The sequence below is a fragment of the Actinocatenispora comari genome (genome assembly GCF_017312725.1).
GTDB lineage: Bacteria > Actinomycetota > Actinomycetes > Mycobacteriales > Micromonosporaceae > Actinocatenispora > Actinocatenispora comari.
Genome location: NZ_BOPO01000006.1, coordinates 61,174 through 78,761, shown reverse-complemented (window position 1 = coordinate 78,761; position 17,588 = coordinate 61,174). Strand labels below are relative to the sequence as shown.

Below are 17,588 nucleotides of genomic sequence, written 5' to 3'. Positions count from 1 at the left end.
GATACATACTGATCCTTAATGAGGGAAGGCGGAGTGGTGACCGCGACGAACGAGCGGGCGGGCCGGCGCCGGGGGCCGGCCCTGGAACAGGCGATCCGTGCCGCGGTGCTGGCGGAGCTCGCGGACGTGGGGTACGCGCAGTTCACGATCGACCGGGTGGCGCGCCGGGCTCAGCTCGGCCGGGCATCGCTGTACCGCAGGTGGGACCGGAAGGCGGACATCGTCGCCGATGCGCTCGCCCACACCTTGCCGCCGCTGCCCGCCGCACCCGACACCGGCAACGTGCGGGACGACCTACTGGCCTGCTTCGAGCAGATGCACCAGCTGCTCGACGAGCTCGGCGCTCTCGCCGTCCAGGCGCTCGCCGCCGAACTGCTGGGGCCGCCCGACAGCGCGCTGCGCGCCCTGCTGCGCGACCAGGTTCTGGAACCCCGCTTGCAGGCCGTGCTGGACATCCTGCTGCGTGCCGCTGCCCGCGGCGAGATCCGCCCGCAGGCGGCGACGCCCGTTCTGGCCCGCACCGGTCCGGCACTGATGTTCCAGCACCTTCTGCTGTACGGCGGTCCACCAGCCCGTGTCCTGGTCGAGGACATCGTCGACCGTGTCGTGCTTCCCGCCGCCGCAACGGCCTGATCGACGGTCGCGAGTGCGGCCGACCGAAGGGCGCTGTTCGATTTCACCGGCTTCTACGGCCAGCGCTGCGATGCGACGCGCCAGGCCGCGCTCAGCAAGCTCGGCGGTCTGAACCGGGGCAGTTGCCGGTTGCGGGCGGAACGCCAGGTGGGTCGGCCGGCTGCCGTTGCCCGCAAGCGTTTTGGCGGACGTCGGACGGGGCGGATCCGGTCGCCCTCGTGCAGGGGCTTCTGGCGCGAGCTAGCGGGCAAGCGTCAACCACAGTCCGTTGCCGCGGAGTGGATCCGGGGCCGCCGTCGGTCGGGGCCCTTTCGACAAGCCCGCAGTGGCCGGCTCGTTCGCTGGTTGTGGGCACAATCTCGGCGTCCGAGTTTGCTGACGCCCGACGCGTTGGGGCAGCCAGATCGAGTCCCGACCGATGCCTGTTCTGATCTCGGGCGGTTAGCGCAGCGGTGGCGTGTCGTCGGTGGTGACCCGAATGAAAGGGTCCCGCGGGCTGCCGGCGATCAGGGCGGTGTACGCGGACGGGCGGCGGAACGCATCGCCCATCGTCTCGGCGCGGCGGTAGGCGCGCAGCGCGTCGAGGTCGATCGGAGCGAGGTGGATGCCGGGCGATTCCCCGGCTTCTACGACGCGCATGTCGCGAGACCCGTCCGGGCCGAATGCCATGCCGTCGAAGGCGATCGAATGCCCCCAGCCGTGTCCGGCGTAGTTGGCCATCGCGACGGCGGTGGCGTTCTCGAAGGCTCGGGCTCGGAACTGGGTGAGACGGTTGATCTCCATGTCGCAGGCGTTCGGGGTCAGGATGACCTCGGCGCCGGCGAGCATGAGCGCGCGGGCGCTTTCCGGGAACTCCCGGTCGTAGCAGATCATGGTGCCGATCACGACATCGCCGGCGGCGGTGTCGAGCACGCAGGTACCGAAGGTGTCGCCGGGTGTGAGCGCCGCTTCGGGCAGGGCGAACGCGCAGGTGTGCACCTTGGCGTAGGTGTGGACGATGTGGCCGTGGCGATCGATCACCGACACCGTGTTGCGCGGTGCGGGTCGCCAAGCCTCGAGATAGGTCAGCGCGATGGCCATGTCCAGCTCTTCCGCGAGTTTCTGGAAGTGCCGAACGTAAGAGGAATCGGTCGCGACCGGCTCTCCCCGCCACACGTTCGCCGGTGTCGCAGCCGATGCCGCTGTGTCAAGCTCCCAGACTGTCGGGTGCGCGAAGACCGTCCGGCCAGCGGCGGCTGCGGTGTAGCCGTTGCTCCACATCTCGGGGAACAACGCAAGGTCGGCGCCCATCGAGGCGGCTTTCCGGCAGGCTCGTTCCCCGGCCGCGACGGCCACGGACAGGTCGGGCTCCGGGCGGGCGAGTTGCAACAGAGCGAGTGTCAGGGTGGACATGCAGAACGGCTCCTTCGTATCCGGTGGGACGGCTGAACGAAGGAGGCTCGGTGGGCCCCGTGAACAACGTCAACGCATGGTGCGAACCTACCCGACGCGGGCGCCGACCTGTCGTGAGGTCCCGAGCTTGCCGTCCCGTCTGCCGCATACTGACCCGTGGTGATGTTCGGGCGTCGCCTCGGCGGAGGCACCCGACGCGTCCGCTCGAACCGCCGATCGCCAACGGCGCGGGCGGCGGCTCTCCGGCCGCCGCCCGCTGCCGGGCGGGGGTGGTTGCGTCAGGCGGCGGACCGGGTGTCCGTGCCTGCCAGGTTACGGTCGGGGATCCAGGAGCCGTGGAACCCGGACGGGACGCCGCGGGGGAGCTCAACCACGGCGACCGGGTCGGCGCCGATGCTGGACGCGTCGAGGATGAGCAGTTGAGAGGCGCTGCCGTCGCCTCGGGTGGTGATCGACATCAGCCAGCCGTCGTCCTCGCACCGCCGCCCGTCGGCTGGTACGAAGACCGCTTCGCCGACGGCGGTGTCGGTGCCGAGTTCATGGCTGGTCACGGCGCCCGTGGTCCGGTCGTACTTGACGATGGCGGCGGGGGTGTTGGTCACGCCGGAGGCCGTACCGGCGACCGCGTACAGGTACCGGCTGGGCCGGCCGATTCGCTCGTCGTCGAGGGTGGGGAACTCCACCCCGCGATCGTCGAGGGCCTGTTCGCTGATCGTCCTGGTCGCCGGATCGACGATCCAGCGGTACAGCCGGGCGAAGCCGTTTCCCGCCTCGTGGCCCGAGGTCTTGGCGCGGGGTCCGATGGTGGTCCAGAAGTCGGTGAAGTCCTTCGGCGTGTAGCGCACCGCGTCGAGCACGATCCGCCCGCTGTCGTCTTCGTGGGCGTTGCCGACGTGGAAGACGTAGCACGGGTCGATCTCGATCCAGCGAACGGGTGCGTCGGGCCGGTCGTGTCGCATCACGCCGAGTCGTGCCACGTGCGCGTCCGACCATTGAAACGGCATCATCCTGCCCACCAGCTCGGCGTGGAAGGTGACCGGTAGGTCCAGCCACAGCACGTGGTGCTCGGTGAGGGCGAAGTCGTGCATCATCGTCGCCTCGGGTACCTCGATGTGCCGGGTACCGGTGAGCACTCCGTGCGCATCGATGCGGTGGTAGGTCAGGTGCGGACTGCGCACGCTGGAGCCGAAGATGTGCAGGTCGCCAGTGGCGGGATCGCGCTTGGGGTGCGCGGTCATGTTCGTGGTCAGCCGCCCGCCGAAGTCACAGACGCCGACGGTGTCGAGTTCGGGAGTGATCTGGTGCGGCAGGCCGGCCTCGTGCAGGGCCAGGATCCGCCCGTCGTGGTGGATCACGTGCGTGTTTCCGGTGGTGACACTCAGATCCCGGGACCCATCGGCGCGGTACGGGGGCCGGCCGGCCATCTTGCCGGTGCGTACCCACCGGTTGCGGTACCACTCGGCGCGGCCGTCACGCAGCCGGATCCCGTGCAGCATGCCCTGCCCGACGAACCAGTGGTCGCTGCGTTCGCCCGGTAGCGGGTTGGGACCGTTGCGCACGTACCGGCCGCACAGCTCGGGCGGGATCGCTCCGGTCACGGGCAGGTCGGTCGCGGTGATCTCGTCGGTCACCGGGGACAGGTGCCCGGCGACCTCCACGGTCGCGGTGTTCGCGTCTTGATCCATCGGTTCAGGGCCCCTCGGGTGGTGGCTGGTCTGGCTGATGCCGCCGCGGATGCGCCGCGTTCGCAGCGCCGCGTCGCCGACGACCACCCTCGCAGCGGTCCATTCAAATGTCAATCGGTACATGTACAGCTTGACATTGAATCGGGACATGTGCACGCTGATCGGATCGGTCGCCGCGACGATCGATCCGGATAAAAGCCACAGCAAGCAGGAAATGGTGACGACCATGCAGGACAACGCTCCGCCGTACCCGCACGCCGCCGGCCCGCCACCGACAGCGGGGAGCCCGCCCTGGCCGGGGTCTGCCGGGCCGGCTCAGCCGCCCGCGCCGCCCGGCCATCGCGGGTTCGCGACCGTGATTGGGCCGCTGCCCGGCAACCCGCCGTCGGACCAGGCTTGGAGGAGTCGCCCGCAAAGTCCGCCGCCGTGGCCGGGGCCGCAGCACGGGGCCCCGCCGGCGCCACCGAGCGGTCGGCCGGGTGACCGCGATGCGGGTCGGACCGGCTCGGCGGCGCGCCGCATCCGGGGGCTGGCACCGCTAGTACTCGATGTCGCCGTACCCCTCGGCGCCTACCTGGTGCTGCACGCGCTCGGCTGGTCGGCGACCGCTGCCTACGCCGGCGCGGTGGGCGCCAGCGTGCTCTGCCTGGGGGTGTCGGCCCTGGTCAAACGGCACTTCGACGTGATCGCCGCGGCCATGCTGGCGATGTTCACGGTGCAGCTACTAGTCTCGCTGGTGACCGGCAGCCTGCGCCTGAGCGTGGGCATCGAGGCGCTCACCAGCGCGATCGGCGCCACCGTACTGCTGGTCAGTTGCGCGGTCGGCCGGCCGATCTTTCAGACCTTCGCGATGCGGGTGGCGGGCACGACACCCGAACGTGCCGCAGCGATGCGGCATCGGTGGTCCGCCCAACCCGCCTACCGTCGTCTGCTGACCAGGCTGACGCTGGTCAGCGGTGCCGTGCTGGGCATCGAGTCGGTGGTTCGCCTGGTACTGATCGCGACCCTGCCGCCTGGCGCTCTCGTCGGGGCCTCCCGCGGCCTGCAAATGGTCACCCTGGTCGGTCTGATCGGGTGGGCCATCCTGTACGGCCGGCGGTCACTGCGCCGCGGGTCTGCCGTCCGCGTCTGACGGGCGCTGCCCGTCCGGGTCGTCGGGCGACCGGCGATGCTCGTCCGGGTCGGTGCGTGCGGGGCCCGCCGTCGCGGCCGGGCCGTCGGTTTGGTCGATCTGCTCCATCGCCCACCGCGTCCAGTCCTGGAGAGCAGGAAGCGTATGCCGGCCCCGTTCGGCGGCCAGTCGGCCGATACTGAGCGGATTGTCGCGCCACGCGTCGGGGGCGGCGGCGATCACTGCCTCGATGTCTGCCAATAGGGCCGCAGCCTGGTCGGCGTAGTCCTGCAGGATGCGTTTGGCGTCGTCCGGATCGAGGACGCCGATCAGGAACAGGCGCAGCGCGGATTCGTTTCGGGTACCGCGCCGGGTCGGCTCCGACAGCATCCACCGTCGCAGCTCGCTCAGCCCAGCATCGGTGATTGCGTACGTCTTGCGGCCCCGCGAACCGGTCTCCGTCACGTCGATCAGCCCGTCGGCCGCCATCTTGTGCAGCTCCGGATAGATGTGGCTGTGCGTGGTGTGCCACGCCCACCGACCCAGCTGTTGATCGAACGTCTTGGTCAGATCGAAACCGCTGGCTGGACCTTCGGCCAGCAGGCCAAGCAGCGCGTGCCTCAGCGACATGCCGCGCAGCGTACCAGCAGTAGTACCGATTGACATGTACCGATGGACATCAGTGAGTGTGCGCGAGAGTGAGAGGAGTTGCGGTGGCGTCTCCGCCCCGTCGGTGACGTCGCCGCGACGATGCACCCAGGCGCCGCCACGACGCGAACGAACCGGCCGGCGGCGGGGTACCGACGCCGGTGGACAACACCAGAAGGGAAGGCAACGATGAAGAATCTGGCACCCGACATCACACGGCAACGCCTGCTGCTGGAGGGCCACTTCACAGCCGCCGTCGATGAAGCGCTGATCCGTAGGTTCCTTCGAGAGCTGCCACAGTCTCTCGACCTGCGCACCTACGGGGAACCAACCGTGTTCGTGCCGGGCGGACGCGGTCGTGACAGCAACGAGGGCTACGACGCGTTCGTGCCGCTGATCGATTCGGGGATCTCGCTGTACGTGTGGACAACGAAGCGCTTCCTGGCCATGGTCATGTTCACCTGCAAGCGGTTCGACGAGGCCGCCGCCGTCCGGTTCACGAACGAGTTCTTCGCCATGGCCCAGACCGAACACCAGGGGTTCTGACCCGCGGCCCGCCCCGCTGCCGGTCGGCGACCCGGCCTCCCGTCCGGGCGGTCTGCACCGATCCCGACGTTGTCACGGGGCGAAGGGGAGGCGGTGGGCGAGCCAGTCGAACACGCGCTCGTCGGTGCGGGCCCGGCCCAACGGTTGGCAGTGGAAGTTCGCCCCTTCGGCAGCCGTGAACTCGACCCGGTGGGCCAGGTCTCCGAGCATGCCGGCCAGCTGCTGGGACTGGCCCGGCCAGAACTGTTCGTCCTGCGGGTCGGTGATCATCAGGGGCGTCTCGATCCTCGCCGCGAGCTCCGGCGTGAGCCGGTAGTCGCGTACCGCGCAGAACACGTCGAACCAGTCGGTGCCGGCGCCGTACGGTCGGGCCCGGAACTTCAACGTCCGTCGCAGGTGAGGGATCAGCGTGGCAAGGCGCATGTCACGGTCGAATGCTGCTCGATCACCGCGATCCAGCAGGCCGGTCATGCCCTTACCGAGGTGTTCAAACCAGGAGCTGGACACGTCCACCACGCCGGGATCGGCGATCGCCGCAATTAACCGGTGCTCGAAGCACAGCGACCGCGGCAGCCAGTAACCGCCCTGGCTGACGCCGTAGCCCACGAGCCGGTCGGCATCGACGTCGGGCCGGGCGACGAGCATGTCGAGCACCGGCGTCAACACCGCCTCCCAGTCTGGGCGAAACGGCATGCTGTGCCGAAACAGCATGGACTGCTGGCCGGGACCGTCGAAGATGTAGGCGTTGAGGCCGCGCTGCAGGGCTCCAGCCGCGGCCTCGTTCCACAGCCCGGTCAACGCACCGTCACTGCCGTTGACGAGCACCATCGTCGGGCGCCGTGCTCCCGACGCGTCCGGGCGAAGCAGGTAGCCCGGCAGCACAGTGCCCTCGTAGGGCGTGTCCGCCCGTACGTGCGCGCCGTCGGAGCAGCCGACGAACGCATCCCAACAGTCACGATGCTGGTCGAACGCGGCACGCAACCCCGTCTCGTCGTCGGTCTCCGCCAGGCCGTCTACCACGGCCGCCCAGTAACTCGCCGCACGCAGGTACGCCGCCGCCGCGCCGGCTCGATCATCGCCGTCACCCAACCGCCCGGCGTGCTCCTGCAGCCGTGTCGCGGTCACCGACCACTGCTGCGACCAGGAGGCGTGATCGTGTATCCGGTCCAGGGTCTCCAGTACCTCGCCGGGCTCACTGGCGCCGTGTGTCGACCTGCCCAGCATGGCCCTGGCCTGGTAGTCCAGCGCTGCGTCGCCGAAGAACCCCTTGCTGAAGACGGTGTGTGCGGGCATGAGACGACTGTAGGCACAGTGGGTCCGGCCCGGAGCCGCTTCGGACACAGCGCTGGGCCATACGAGGCGGATGGGACTCCTGTCGGCGTCGGTACGACCAGGCATACCAACTGTTCATCCGAGGTGCTGCGGGAGACGCCGTTCTGGGACCGCTACTTCCAGAGCGTAGAAATCCTGGTCGGCGTCGAGAACGCCTACGCCAACAACTACGGCCTGGACGCCCACGCCACATTCAACGCGTGATACAAGCCGCGCCGACAACACCGCCAGCCGCGGCCGGCGCAGCCCAAGGACGTCGGCGGGTACTCGAACCGCGCCGCCACGCTGGGACCCGGCCGATGAATGCTCGCCAGGAGCCTCCTGACGGGGCATGCGGATGCGGAGTCCATGCGCCGACAGCGGTGGAGCCACGACCCCGTATCCCGGAGTGTCAGCCGTAGAAGACGCCGCACCTGTGGCTTAGCTGCCCGCCGAGGCAGATGGCTTCGCGTACTGCGCTGATGCAGCAGCGCGGCCGGACCATCGCGGCAGGAGGGCGAGTGCAGCGGCGGCGACGAGGATTGCCCCACCGCCGACCAGCAGGCTCGTTCGCACTCCTGCGGCGAATGCGTGTGGTCCGCTCCGGGTGGCGTGCAAGTGGGCGTTGAGGATGGTACCCAGGACCGCGAAGCCCAGCGCTGTGCCGATCTGGCGGGCCGCGCTGACCATGGCCGAGCCGACGCCGGAGCGCTCACGCGCAACAACCTGCAGCACGGCCGCCGGTGCCGGCACGATGGCCAGGCCCTGACCGATGCCGCACGCGACGAACAGCGCACCAATCGGCAGATAGTCGACGTTGGTGGACATCGCAGCAAGGGCCGCGATCGAGGCGCCGGTGAGCAGATAGCCGATCAGTAGGGGCCGGCGTGGGCCGAAGCGCCCGGTGCACCGCCCGGCAAGTACGGATGCCGGCATGATCGCCAGCGTCATCGGCAACAGAAGCAGCCCGGTCGCCCACGGCGAGTGTCCGCGAGCCTGCTGGAGGTACAGCGTCAGCAGAAAGAACGCACCAGCGCTCAACTGCCGCGCTGTCTTACGAAGCCTGATGGGGGGCGAGGGTGAGTTGTCGGTCCGCGGCGAGATGGAGGAGATCTTCGTCGTGGCTGATGAGTACGACGACAGCGCCTGATGCCGCGATGCGGCGAATCTGGTCGGAGATCGATCGGAGGTGACGGCGGTCGACACCGGAGCTTGGTTCGTCGAAGATCACGATCCGGCGGTTGGAGACACGTACGGTGGCGACCACGAGCCGCTGCTGCTGACCGCCGGACAGCGAGAGCGGATGCCGCGTGGCGAGATGGTCGAGGTCGAGCGCTCGAAGCACCGTCTCACTCTCATCGACTTGGCCGGCTCCCGCGCCAGCGAGTCCAATCTCGGCGTCCACGCGGTCGGTGAACAGTTGACGTTGTACGTCCTGCATGACGATGGCGCTGACTCTCTGCCGCGCCTGCCGGCTGAGTGCCTTCCCATCGAGGCGCACGGTTCCGGCGCTGCGTTGCAGTCCGGTGATGATCCGGGCGAGCGTGGACTTGCCGGCGCCGTTGGCTCCGCGGAGTGCGGTGACCTCGCCGGCGGCGATACTGACGCGCTCGATGTCGAGCACTACCCGGCCGCCGAGCCTGCAGCGGATGCCTTCCAGCTCGAGAGCAGCGGACCGAATTTGGTCACCCGGCGACGGCTGCGCGACGCTGCCACCCGTGGCAGGGAGCGAAGGTAGCTCCGCGGTGCGGATGTCCCCGCGCAGCCCTTCGCGGGCCAGCACGTCGTCGGGCAGGGAGCGGAAGGTGCCGGCGGACCATTGCGTGCTCATCGCGCCGTCGCGCATGACGATGATGCGGTCTGCCAGGCCTTGCAGGTAGCGGAGGCGATGCTCGGCGACGACGATCGTGACACCCTCCGCTTTGACCTGTGCGAGTGTGGCGGTCAGACGCTCCACCGCGTCGGCGGAGAGGCTGGAACTCGGCTCGTCCAGCAACAGGATCCGGGGACGGTGTGCGGTGGCGGCGGCGATCGCGACCTGTTGCTGCTGCCCACCCGAGAGGCGCTGCAACGGTTGTTCGACCGGGACGTGGACGGCGATCTGGCTGATGAGGTCGTCGACGCGCGTGTGGATCTCGGGTGGCGGAAAGCCGAAGTTCTCCATGGCGAAAGCGATCTCTTCGCGGGCGGTCTCTGTGAAGAACTGGCGACGCGGGTGCTGAAGAACGGTACCGGTGCCCAGGCCGATCTCGTCGAGCTCGGCGCCTGGGGTGGCGATCCCGTCGACGGTCACCGTGCCGACCAGGCTGCCCTCGTCATGAAAGTGCGGGATCAGCCCGTTCATCAGTCGCAGCGCAGTGGACTTTCCTGAGCCGCTCGCTCCGCAGAGAACCACAAACTCGCCGGATCGGACGTGCAGGTCGAGGTTGCGCAGGCTCGGAGTCTCGGCATGTGGGTAGGTCCAGGTGACGTGTTCGATGTGGATCATGACAGCGGCGCCGGGAGGGTGAGTGCGGCTGTGGTCAGGGTGGCGGTTACGAGGACAAGGACCAGGTCAGGTGTTGCGAATCGCGGGGGCTGCATGGCGGTGGGCTTTCGGCGGGACCCGAGACCGCGCAGGATCGCGGAGGCTGACAGGTCCTCGCTGGCGCGCAGGCTCGCGGCGATCATCGGAACGGTGAACCGTTCCACGCTGAGTACCGGATGGCGCAGCAGCCCACCGGCGCCGACGAGACCACGTAGCCGCATGGCATCGAGCACCGCGTTCGCCTCGGCGCCGACGACGGGAAAGAAACGCAGCATGACCGCGAGCGTCACGGCGAAGGGCCGGGGAATTCTCCAGATGCGGAGTGCGGCGGCTAGCTGCGTGGGTGAGGTGGTGACGATCACGTGCGCGCCGACGCCGATGGCGACGACGAAGCGGATCAGGTAGACGCACGCGAGTGAGACGACCGCTGTCAGGGCGTTCGGCCACCACAGCGGCAGCCACCAACCCAGGACCCACATCACGCCCGCCGCCGCAGGCAGGCTGGCCGCTCGCCGCCAGTCTCGCTCACCCAGCGCGAGCCCGATGGCAAGCAGCAGCGCAAAGGGGACGAAGCGCAGCCCTGCGGGGCTCATCACCACGATGCTGCAACCGATGACCAGGAGGATCTTGGCGCGTGGGTCGAGGCCGCGCCGTGGCCGCAGCGACGGCACCGGCACGGCTTGAACCTCAGGCAAGGCCGGCGCGGACAAAGTGCTTTCCTAGGATCGCTGAACCGAACACGCCGCCTAGGAAGGAGGAGGCGAGGACGATACATGCCAGAAGGCTGATGACAGGGACGCTGAGCAGGGTGTCCGAGGCGTGCACGTAGGCCTTGCCCATGTCGGTGAAGTTCGAGGAGGCGAGGTAGGCCGTGCGGTCGACGAGGAGTGGAAGGAAGGGGGTGAAGAAGCTCAACCCGAACACGGTGTACGCCCAGATCATCGCCCACTTGGAGCGATAACGTCCGGCCCACAGGATCAGCTCGGCGACCAGTCCCAGCCCGACGATCCCCGTGCTACTCAGCAGGGTGTTGCCACCCACCAGGTAGAACATCGCCACCACGACGCCGAACAGGGTGAGCATGCCGGCATGCCTGACTCGGGTGAGGAACAGCAGCACGGTGACGCCGCCGACGATTGCCTGTAGGGGCACGATCAGCAGCCACACCAGTGGGGAGATGATGCCGAGCATCCCGATGACGTAGGTGGCGACGATGAAGATGACGGCGAAGATCGCGACCCGCAGCAGATCGCGGGCAGAAAGACGCAGCGAGAACGGTCGTGCACCCGTCTCTGCTTGGCCTTGGGTACTGGGGTTCGCGCTCATGCCAGACCTGCCTTACGGAAGTGCTTGCTCAGCATGGCGGTCCCGAGCAGGGCGCCGAGCAATCCGCACACCAGCGTCGCGGCGAGCATCAGCAGCACTGCAGGAACGGTGACGACCTGCGCGAACTCGGCTATATAGTCGGCGCTCATGGCGCCGTTGCTCTGGCCTCGCAGGTAGCTGGTGCGGTCGATCAACAGTGGGATCCAGGGGCCGATGAACCAGGCGGAGAATACGGTGTAGGCGCAGATCGATGCTCGCCGCGAGCGGTACCTGCCGGCCCAGAGGATCAGGTCGGCGAGCAGCGCCACGATGATCGTCACGACGGTGCTCTGCCAGGGATGGCCCACCATGAGGTAGAGCAGGCCCACCACGGCACCGAAGACGGTGACCATTCCGGTGTGTCGCACGCGGGCGAGGAAGAGCATGTACGGGATGCCTGCGGCGATCGGGGCGAGCGGCAGGGTGAGCAACATCGTGAGGGGGCTCATGATACCGAGCATCGCGATCACGAAGACGATGACGAAGTAGATTACCGCGAACACTGCCACGTTCAGTAGGTCGCGGGCGGTGAAACGCGGCGGGAACGGTGGGCTCATATCGGTGTCGGATGTGATGGAGGGCGGGGTTCTGCGGGTCATGGAACGAGAGTCTTCCTATGGGGTTGGTGGTTTCAGTTGTGTGCGCTGAGTTGCCAGCCGGCGGCGTCGACGCGTTCGTGCCAGTAGCGGGCATAGGCACCGTCGGCGGCGAGGAGCTGGTTGTGCGTGCCGGATTCGCGGATGCCGCCGTTGCCGTCGAGCAGGAGGATCTGGTCGGCGGTCATGATCGTCTGCAGCCGGTGCGCGACGACGATCATGGTGCGGTCGGCGCGGACTGCATCGATCGCATCGCCGATGGCGATCTCGTTGCCGATGTCCAGGGCGCTGGTGGCCTCGTCGAGCAGCACGATCGGCGCATCCTTGAGCAACGCGCGGGCGATCGACACGCGCTGGCGTTCTCCACCGGAGAGATTCGAGCCGCCTTCGCCGACCCGGGTGTCCCAGCCGTTCGGCAAGCGGTCGGCGATCTCGTCGACCCGGGCTCGGGTAGCTGCGGCGATGACCTGCTCGCGGGTCAGTTCGCTGTTTCCGATCCAGACGTTGTTGAGGATGGTGTCGTCGAACAGGTAGACGTCCTGGAACACTGGCGCGACCGCGGCTTCGACCACGGAGGTGCCGAGTTGGGGGGCGGGAACACCGCCGATGGACACGGTGCCCGACTCGGGATCGTAGAAGCGGGCGATGAGCTTGGTGATCGTCGTCTTCCCGGATCCGGAGGGGCCGACGATGGCGGTCATCTGCCCTGCAGGGGCGGTGAAGGACAGGTCGCGAAGAACCGCGCCGCCGCCGTAGCCGAAGGTAACGTTGTCGAAGCCGATGCTCCAGTCCGCGGGTGTGCCGGCGCCGGCAGGTTCCGGGAGCGCGGTAACGGCGGCAAGTTCGTCGAGCTGGTCCAGCGTGGTCCGCGCTACGGAGATGCCGCCGCCCAGGTCGCCGGCGCCAGCGATGGGTTCGTTGAATCGCACGCCCAGTACCAGCAGGGCGATTAGCGTCGCGGGGTCGATGGAGCCGCCGATCGCGAGGAACGCACCGAGGACGAGCACGACGGTAATCGACAGCTGCACGATGCCGGTGAAGGCCGCGATGCCGGCTCCACCGGTGACGAGCATGCCGCGATAGGCACGGTGTTGGCGCTGGAGTGCCTGTTCGACGAGGTGGTCGGCGACGGCGCCTTCGCCAGCGGTACGCAATGTTGGCTGGGCCCGGGCGAACTCGACCACTCGGTTGGAGGCGTCGGCGACCGCGACGGAGTGAACGGCGTCGCCGCGGCCGATCGCGCGGCGCAACCACCGGTAGCCGCCGATCATGATCGGCACCATCACGGTCATCGCCAGGGCCAGGCGCCAGTCGACAACGTACATGCCTACCAGCACCGTCGCTGGGGTGATGAAGCCGGTCAGGATCAGCCGCAGGATCGCGTAGGGCATCGTGGAGACGAACATCGCCCCCTGGGTGGCGATCCCGGTGATCAGGCCGGAGCGGTCGCGGCTGAACCAGGCGACCGGAAGATTTACGAGGCGGTCACCGAGGCGGTTGAGTAGCGAGTCGAGCAAGGCGGTGCTGGCCCTCATGCCTATCTGGCTGGCGAACCAGGCGACGACGACGTACGCGATGCTCACCCCAGCGAGTGCGATCAGCCAAGTGCCCAACGCGCCCATCTCGCCGCGGAACAGGTTCCGTAGCAGCGGTACGAGTAGCAGGAACGCGATGCCCTGGAGCAGTGCGGTGGCAACGATGAACACCAGCTCGGTGACGAGCAGACGGCGGGCCGAGACGGATGAGTAGTGAAGCAGTCGGCGGATCAACGTTGAACCCCTTCTGGCAGCGACCGGGCGTGGTTGGCTTGGTAGTCGGTCCACATCCGTGCAAACAGTCCGCCTGCGGTGACCAGGTCGGCATGGGTTCCGCGCTCGGCGATCCGACCGTCGGCGAGGACGAGGATCTGGTCTGCATGGGTGATGGTGTGAAGACGGTGGGCGATCACCAAGACGGTGCGATCTGCTGCCAGGGTGCTAAGCGCTGTCTGGATGGCGGATTCAGAGTCGGGGTCGGCGAAAGCGGTGGCTTCGTCGAGAACGAGGATGGGTGCGTCGGCGAGCAGGGCGCGAGCAATCGTGACTCTCTGGGCCTCGCCACCTGAGAGGTTCGCATCCTCGCCGACGACCGAGTCGTAGCCGCGGGGCAGGCGCAGGATGCGGTCGTGGATCTGGGCGGCCCGGGCGGCCGTCTCGACCTCGGTGTCGGTGGCCTGGGGCCGGGCGAGGCGAATGTTGTCGGCCAGGCTGGCCCGTAACAGTTGCACGTCCTGGAACACGAACCCAACGGCGTGGTAGAGCTCTGCCGGGTCGATCGAGCGGACGTCGGTGCCGCCGATCGTCACCGTGCCCGTCTCGACGTCGTAGAACCGTGGGATGAGCTTCGCCAGCGTCGACTTGCCTGAGCCGGACGGCCCGACGAGGGCGGTGAGCGTGCCCGGTGCGCAGGCTGCGGCGATCTCGCGCAGGACGCGGTGCTGACCGTCGTAGCTGAACGACACCGTGTCGAGGGCGACCTGGTGCCCGGCCGGGTGGCGCGGGCTGGCCGGCTGGGGCATGGTCGGCAGTGCGAAGAACTCGGCGAGGGACTGCTGTGCCTTCGTCGCGTTGCGCAGGAACTGGGCGGAGGATCCGAGCTTCATCAACGGGCCGGTCAGGCCGAGGCCGAGCAGGATCCCCGGCAGGACGTCGATTGGAGTCACCGCGCCGGCGTTCACCAGCCAGGCGCCGGCCGCCAGCAGCCAAGCCAACACCACGACCGGCGAGGTGACCAGTTCGATGATGGTGAAGGCCGTCGAGGTGTCACGGGTCCACCGGTCAACGAAGCCCACGTAGCGTCTCGTCTCCTCCTGGTACCGGCGATGGCTGCGGCCGACCTGCCCGAACCGCTTGACGACGGCGATCCCGTGCACGAACTCGATGGTGGCTCCCGACAGCGCCGCGGTGGCCTCGTCGTACTGCCGGTACTTTTCGGCACCGCCGCGCATCATGAGCGGATACGTCGCCGCGGTGATCGCCAGCGGGACGAGCGCGGCCACTGCCAGCTGCCACTGGACACTGAACAAGTACGCGAGGCTCAGCACTGGCACGGCGATCGCGGTGAGAACATCCTGGATGGCGTGCGCGACCAGCTGATGCAGGGCGACAACGTCATTCTCCACCAGCTTGCGCACCGTGCCGGAACTGCGTTGATCGAACCATCCCAGCGGCAGCCGCTGCAGGTGGCGGATGATCCGCCGCCGTAGCGCCAGCTGGAGTCCGGCGTCCGCGAAGTGCCCCACGGCCCCGGCGCCGAACGCCGTGCCGAAGCTGACGAACAGCGCGATCACCGCCACGATCACGATGGCCCACACACGCCCGGCGTGGATCGGTTGCCCGGACAGTGCCGGCACAAGCTCCCGAGCGAGCTCGACGATCGCGATCAGCGGCACCACGCTGCTCGCCGCGCCCAGCACACTGAGCACGATGATCGCGGCGAGGCTTCCCCGTACCGGCGCGAAGAACCCCTCCTCGCGCACCCGGTTCGGGAGACGACCGTTCTCAGCCTGTGCTGGGTCAGTCGCAGCATCCACAACCATCAACGCCCTTCTCTCGCCGTCACGCCGCAGCTGTCGCACGCCGGCAGGTAATGATAATGATTATCGACAGTACTCGAGAACCGGCTGCATGCATAGGCCGCCTGCGGCCATCAGTCGCTACGGCGAGCTTCCGGTAGTTGTCTCGGCGGTCAGGTGCTCCGACGCTCCAGCGCGATCAAGATGTCGGCGAGGGCGGCTGCGGCGGCAGTCGGGCTCATCGCCTTCCGCGCACCGCGTTCGTATCCCTCGGCGTTCTACCCGTCGCCGACGATGAGTGCATCCACCGTCCTAGCGGGAGCTGGGAAGACCAGATTTCTCGTCGCAGTGGGCCGCCAGGGCCAGGGGCTGACGCGTAGTCGATGGCGATTAATGCCGGCCGGGGTCTCCCCGCGAAGCCGGCCACGGCGCGTCGCGGCCGTGGCCGTGGCCGCAGTCACGGTCGCAGGCCTGGCCGGCGGGTCAAGGCCCTGACCAGCTCGACGAGCCGCATGCTCGTCGAGGAGCTGGTAGCGGGGCGAGATGCCCCGATAGAGAGACTTCGAGAACCCGAGGCTCGATGTTCCAGCGTCGCTGGCTGCGGTGTCGTTGGAAAGCTGGTCGTCCTGGTGTTGTCTGGCACATCAACCTACGAGCTCAATGGTATTGATTATCGTTAGCATTAAGGGGAGAGTGTACTCATGACCCTGGACGGGACCAACCAACCGAGGCCATCGGCCGACTCCGACGCCGGCCCCGACACCAGTCGCTACGTCGAGTACCTGCTGACCAACCGGAATTTCGCCGCGCCCGCAGTCGCCGCAGCGATCGACACGATCCGACCGGTCGCCTCTGACCGCCCGCTGCGTGTCCTTGATGCCGGTACAGGCGCGGGCGGTGCGCTTCCCGGGCTTGCTGACCTGGTTCGTCGTGCGGGTCGCGCGGGTGCGGTGCGGGCTGTCGACGTCGATGCGCGTGCTGTCGAGGTCGCCCGTGCCCAGCTGTCCGACCCGCAGGTCGCAGATCTCGTGGAGTTGGAGGTGGGCGACCTGCGCGTGGTCGCGGCCAACGCTGCCGAGACCGGCGGGTTCGACGTGATCTGGGCCTCCGACGTGGTGTGGCCGGCGACCTTCGATGACCCTGCCGCCGTCGTGCGCACCATGGCCGGCGCGCTGGCTCCGGGAGGAGTTCTGGCGCTGTTCACCACGAACTATTACCAGTCGATGCTGTTGCCCGGACACACGCGGCTGGAGAGGCTCGTTCGCACCGCGTCCGAGTTGACCTGGGGGCTGCCCGACGATGGGCCACACCAGTACGAACGGCTGGGAGCCTGGCTGCGATCTGCCGGGCTGGCCGAGGTGGCCGTGCAGGTGTTTCCGGTGACTGCACCAGCCACCGAGCCCGCAGCGCGTGCCTTCCTGGAACAGATCGTCTGGCCTGAGATGCGCCACGCGGTCGCCTCTCACGGGCGGGCGGCAGGCATGACCGACGCCGACATCGCCCGCGCCGAACGACTGCTCGACCCGGTCGCCCCGACCTGGATCGGCGCCGATCCAGACAACTTCGTGGTACAACCGACCCTGCTCTGGACCGGACGAGCCCGCCTGCACTGAGCGTCTCTCCTGGTGGTCGGTGCCACTGGGCTCCGTTCGTGCCCGGGCGCCGGGGCATCCCGGGCGACTCGTCACGACTGGCCTTCCCGGCGTGTTCGGCAGCGCGGTTAAGCTGGGTGTGGTCACGGCGAGAAGGAGGTGCGGGATGGGGCAGGCTGCCAACGTGCGGACGCGGCGCACGGCGCAGAAGGAGGCCGTCCATCGGATCCTGGTCGACGAGCCCGGCTTTGTTTCCGCCCAGCAACTGCACCAGCGCATGGCGGCCGAAGGCAGCCCGGTCGGGCTGGCAACGGTGTACCGGCAGCTCAACGCGCTGGCCGCTGCCGGACAGGCCGACACAATTCTCGTCGAGGGCGGGCAACTCTACCGCGCCTGCACCACGGGCGCCCATCACCACCATCTGGTCTGCGACAACTGCGGCAAGGCGGTCGAGATCGACGCCCCGCCGGAGAAATGGATCCACGGGGTCGCCGAACGGCACGGGTACACGATCACCCGGCACGTCCTGGAGGTGTTCGGGCTCTGCCCAGAGTGCAGCACACCAAACCCTGACTAGCACGCCGGGGCATGGCCCTCGCCTCGGGCGGGGACACATACGTGTCGGGGCA

The 17,588-nt window shown here is 68.3% G+C and carries 17 protein-coding genes; 6 read left to right on the top strand and 11 right to left on the bottom strand.

Translation table 11 applies throughout. The annotated features are described in order from the left end of the window. Nucleotides 1–18 precede the first annotated feature (18 nt). Nucleotides 19–633: a TetR/AcrR family transcriptional regulator gene (locus tag NUM_RS03185; protein ID WP_207123012.1), complete on the top strand. Its 615-nt coding sequence runs from the start codon at nucleotides 19–21 to the stop codon at nucleotides 631–633. Nucleotides 634–1,074: 441 nt separating this feature from the next. On the opposite strand, the gene NUM_RS03180 is transcribed toward NUM_RS03185, so the two are convergent. Beyond that, nucleotides 1,075–2,025, bottom strand: coding sequence for a carbon-nitrogen hydrolase family protein (locus NUM_RS03180; protein WP_207123011.1), 951 nt, complete (start codon nucleotides 2,023–2,025; stop codon nucleotides 1,075–1,077). Between the two features lie 278 nt (nucleotides 2,026–2,303). Further along, nucleotides 2,304–3,938 carry a carotenoid oxygenase family protein gene (locus NUM_RS03175; RefSeq protein ID WP_225918300.1) on the bottom strand — a complete coding sequence of 545 codons (1,635 nt, stop codon included), beginning with the start codon at nucleotides 3,936–3,938 and terminating at the stop codon, nucleotides 2,304–2,306. Between NUM_RS03175 and NUM_RS03170 the strand changes: the two genes are divergently transcribed. Continuing rightward, nucleotides 3,859–4,842, top strand: a complete 984-nt coding sequence (locus NUM_RS03170) for a VC0807 family protein (protein ID WP_207123010.1) — start codon at nucleotides 3,859–3,861, stop codon at nucleotides 4,840–4,842. The genes NUM_RS03175 and NUM_RS03170 overlap by 80 nt on opposite strands. Here NUM_RS03170 and NUM_RS03165 read toward each other — a convergent pair. Next, nucleotides 4,810–5,451 carry a PadR family transcriptional regulator gene (locus NUM_RS03165; protein WP_207123009.1) on the bottom strand — a complete coding sequence of 214 codons (642 nt, stop codon included), beginning with the start codon at nucleotides 5,449–5,451 and terminating at the stop codon, nucleotides 4,810–4,812. The genes NUM_RS03170 and NUM_RS03165 overlap by 33 nt on opposite strands. A 207-nt stretch (nucleotides 5,452–5,658) precedes the next feature. Between NUM_RS03165 and NUM_RS03160 the strand changes: the two genes are divergently transcribed. Beyond that, nucleotides 5,659–6,015 carry an S-adenosylmethionine decarboxylase gene (locus tag NUM_RS03160; protein ID WP_207123008.1) on the top strand — a complete coding sequence of 119 codons (357 nt, stop codon included), beginning with the start codon at nucleotides 5,659–5,661 and terminating at the stop codon, nucleotides 6,013–6,015. Between the two features lie 72 nt (nucleotides 6,016–6,087). On the opposite strand, the gene NUM_RS03155 is transcribed toward NUM_RS03160, so the two are convergent. Then, on the bottom strand, nucleotides 6,088–7,308 hold the full coding sequence (locus NUM_RS03155) for an alpha/beta hydrolase family protein (protein WP_225918313.1): 1,221 nt from the start codon (nucleotides 7,306–7,308) through the stop codon (nucleotides 6,088–6,090). A gap of 123 nt (nucleotides 7,309–7,431) precedes the next feature. On the opposite strand from NUM_RS03155, the gene NUM_RS37600 reads away from it, so the two are divergent. Then, the gene (locus tag NUM_RS37600; RefSeq protein WP_263975098.1) at nucleotides 7,432–7,551 is read left to right on the top strand and encodes a darcynin family protein; all 120 of its coding nucleotides are present in this window, start codon (nucleotides 7,432–7,434) and stop codon (nucleotides 7,549–7,551) included. Nucleotides 7,552–7,767: 216 nt separating this feature from the next. On the opposite strand, the gene NUM_RS03145 is transcribed toward NUM_RS37600, so the two are convergent. From NUM_RS03145 to NUM_RS03115, 7 genes are all read right to left on the bottom strand, one after another. After that, nucleotides 7,768–8,367, bottom strand: coding sequence for an MFS transporter (locus tag NUM_RS03145; RefSeq protein ID WP_207123005.1), 600 nt, complete (start codon nucleotides 8,365–8,367; stop codon nucleotides 7,768–7,770). Between the two features lie 13 nt (nucleotides 8,368–8,380). Then, a complete protein-coding gene (locus NUM_RS03140; RefSeq protein ID WP_207123004.1) occupies nucleotides 8,381–9,814 on the bottom strand; it encodes an ABC transporter ATP-binding protein in 1,434 nt (477 codons plus the stop codon). Continuing rightward, nucleotides 9,811–10,563, bottom strand: a complete 753-nt coding sequence (locus NUM_RS03135) for an energy-coupling factor transporter transmembrane component T (protein WP_207123003.1) — start codon at nucleotides 10,561–10,563, stop codon at nucleotides 9,811–9,813. Before NUM_RS03135 ends, NUM_RS03140 begins: the two co-directional genes overlap by 4 nt. Continuing rightward, entirely contained in the window at nucleotides 10,541–11,179 is a 639-nt protein-coding gene (locus NUM_RS03130) for an MptD family putative ECF transporter S component (RefSeq protein ID WP_207123002.1), read from the bottom strand. Before NUM_RS03130 ends, NUM_RS03135 begins: the two co-directional genes overlap by 23 nt. Next, nucleotides 11,176–11,775 carry an MptD family putative ECF transporter S component gene (locus NUM_RS03125; protein ID WP_308440536.1) on the bottom strand — a complete coding sequence of 200 codons (600 nt, stop codon included), beginning with the start codon at nucleotides 11,773–11,775 and terminating at the stop codon, nucleotides 11,176–11,178. Before NUM_RS03125 ends, NUM_RS03130 begins: the two co-directional genes overlap by 4 nt. Nucleotides 11,776–11,849: 74 nt before the next feature. Further along, entirely contained in the window at nucleotides 11,850–13,583 is a 1,734-nt protein-coding gene (locus tag NUM_RS03120) for an ABC transporter ATP-binding protein (protein ID WP_207123000.1), read from the bottom strand. Then, a complete protein-coding gene (locus NUM_RS03115) occupies nucleotides 13,580–15,391 on the bottom strand; it encodes an ABC transporter ATP-binding protein (protein WP_207123152.1) in 1,812 nt (603 codons plus the stop codon). The genes NUM_RS03120 and NUM_RS03115 overlap by 4 nt, the downstream gene beginning before the upstream one ends. Before the next feature lie 677 nt (nucleotides 15,392–16,068). Here NUM_RS03115 and NUM_RS03110 point away from each other — a divergent pair. Further along, on the top strand, nucleotides 16,069–16,980 hold the full coding sequence (locus NUM_RS03110; RefSeq protein WP_207122999.1) for a class I SAM-dependent methyltransferase: 912 nt from the start codon (nucleotides 16,069–16,071) through the stop codon (nucleotides 16,978–16,980). Between the two features lie 145 nt (nucleotides 16,981–17,125). Then, entirely contained in the window at nucleotides 17,126–17,536 is a 411-nt protein-coding gene (locus tag NUM_RS03105; RefSeq protein WP_207122998.1) for a Fur family transcriptional regulator, read from the top strand. Nucleotides 17,537–17,588 lie beyond the last annotated feature (52 nt).

What these genes read in the sequence shown, in the direction of transcription:
- NUM_RS03115 (WP_207123152.1), bottom strand. Translation starts at nt 15,391, where the DNA reads ATGGTTGTGGATGCTGCGACTGACCCAGCACAGGCTGAGAACGGTCGT.
- NUM_RS03155 (WP_225918313.1), bottom strand. Translation starts at nt 7,308, where the DNA reads ATGCCCGCACACACCGTCTTCAGCAAGGGGTTCTTCGGCGACGCAGCG.
- NUM_RS03165 (WP_207123009.1), bottom strand. Translation starts at nt 5,451, where the DNA reads ATGTCGCTGAGGCACGCGCTGCTTGGCCTGCTGGCCGAAGGTCCAGCC.
- NUM_RS03160 (WP_207123008.1), top strand. Translation starts at nt 5,659, where the DNA reads ATGAAGAATCTGGCACCCGACATCACACGGCAACGCCTGCTGCTGGAG.
- NUM_RS03170 (WP_207123010.1), top strand. Translation starts at nt 3,859, where the DNA reads ATGTGCACGCTGATCGGATCGGTCGCCGCGACGATCGATCCGGATAAA.
- NUM_RS03105 (WP_207122998.1), top strand. Translation starts at nt 17,126, where the DNA reads ATGGGGCAGGCTGCCAACGTGCGGACGCGGCGCACGGCGCAGAAGGAG.
- NUM_RS03180 (WP_207123011.1), bottom strand. Translation starts at nt 2,025, where the DNA reads ATGTCCACCCTGACACTCGCTCTGTTGCAACTCGCCCGCCCGGAGCCC.
- NUM_RS03130 (WP_207123002.1), bottom strand. Translation starts at nt 11,179, where the DNA reads ATGAGCGCGAACCCCAGTACCCAAGGCCAAGCAGAGACGGGTGCACGA.
- NUM_RS03125 (WP_308440536.1), bottom strand. Translation starts at nt 11,775, where the DNA reads ATGAGCCCACCGTTCCCGCCGCGTTTCACCGCCCGCGACCTACTGAAC.
- NUM_RS03175 (WP_225918300.1), bottom strand. Translation starts at nt 3,938, where the DNA reads ATGGTCGTCACCATTTCCTGCTTGCTGTGGCTTTTATCCGGATCGATC.
- NUM_RS03140 (WP_207123004.1), bottom strand. Translation starts at nt 9,814, where the DNA reads ATGATCCACATCGAACACGTCACCTGGACCTACCCACATGCCGAGACT.
- NUM_RS03110 (WP_207122999.1), top strand. Translation starts at nt 16,069, where the DNA reads ATGACCCTGGACGGGACCAACCAACCGAGGCCATCGGCCGACTCCGAC.
- NUM_RS03185 (WP_207123012.1), top strand. Translation starts at nt 19, where the DNA reads ATGAGGGAAGGCGGAGTGGTGACCGCGACGAACGAGCGGGCGGGCCGG.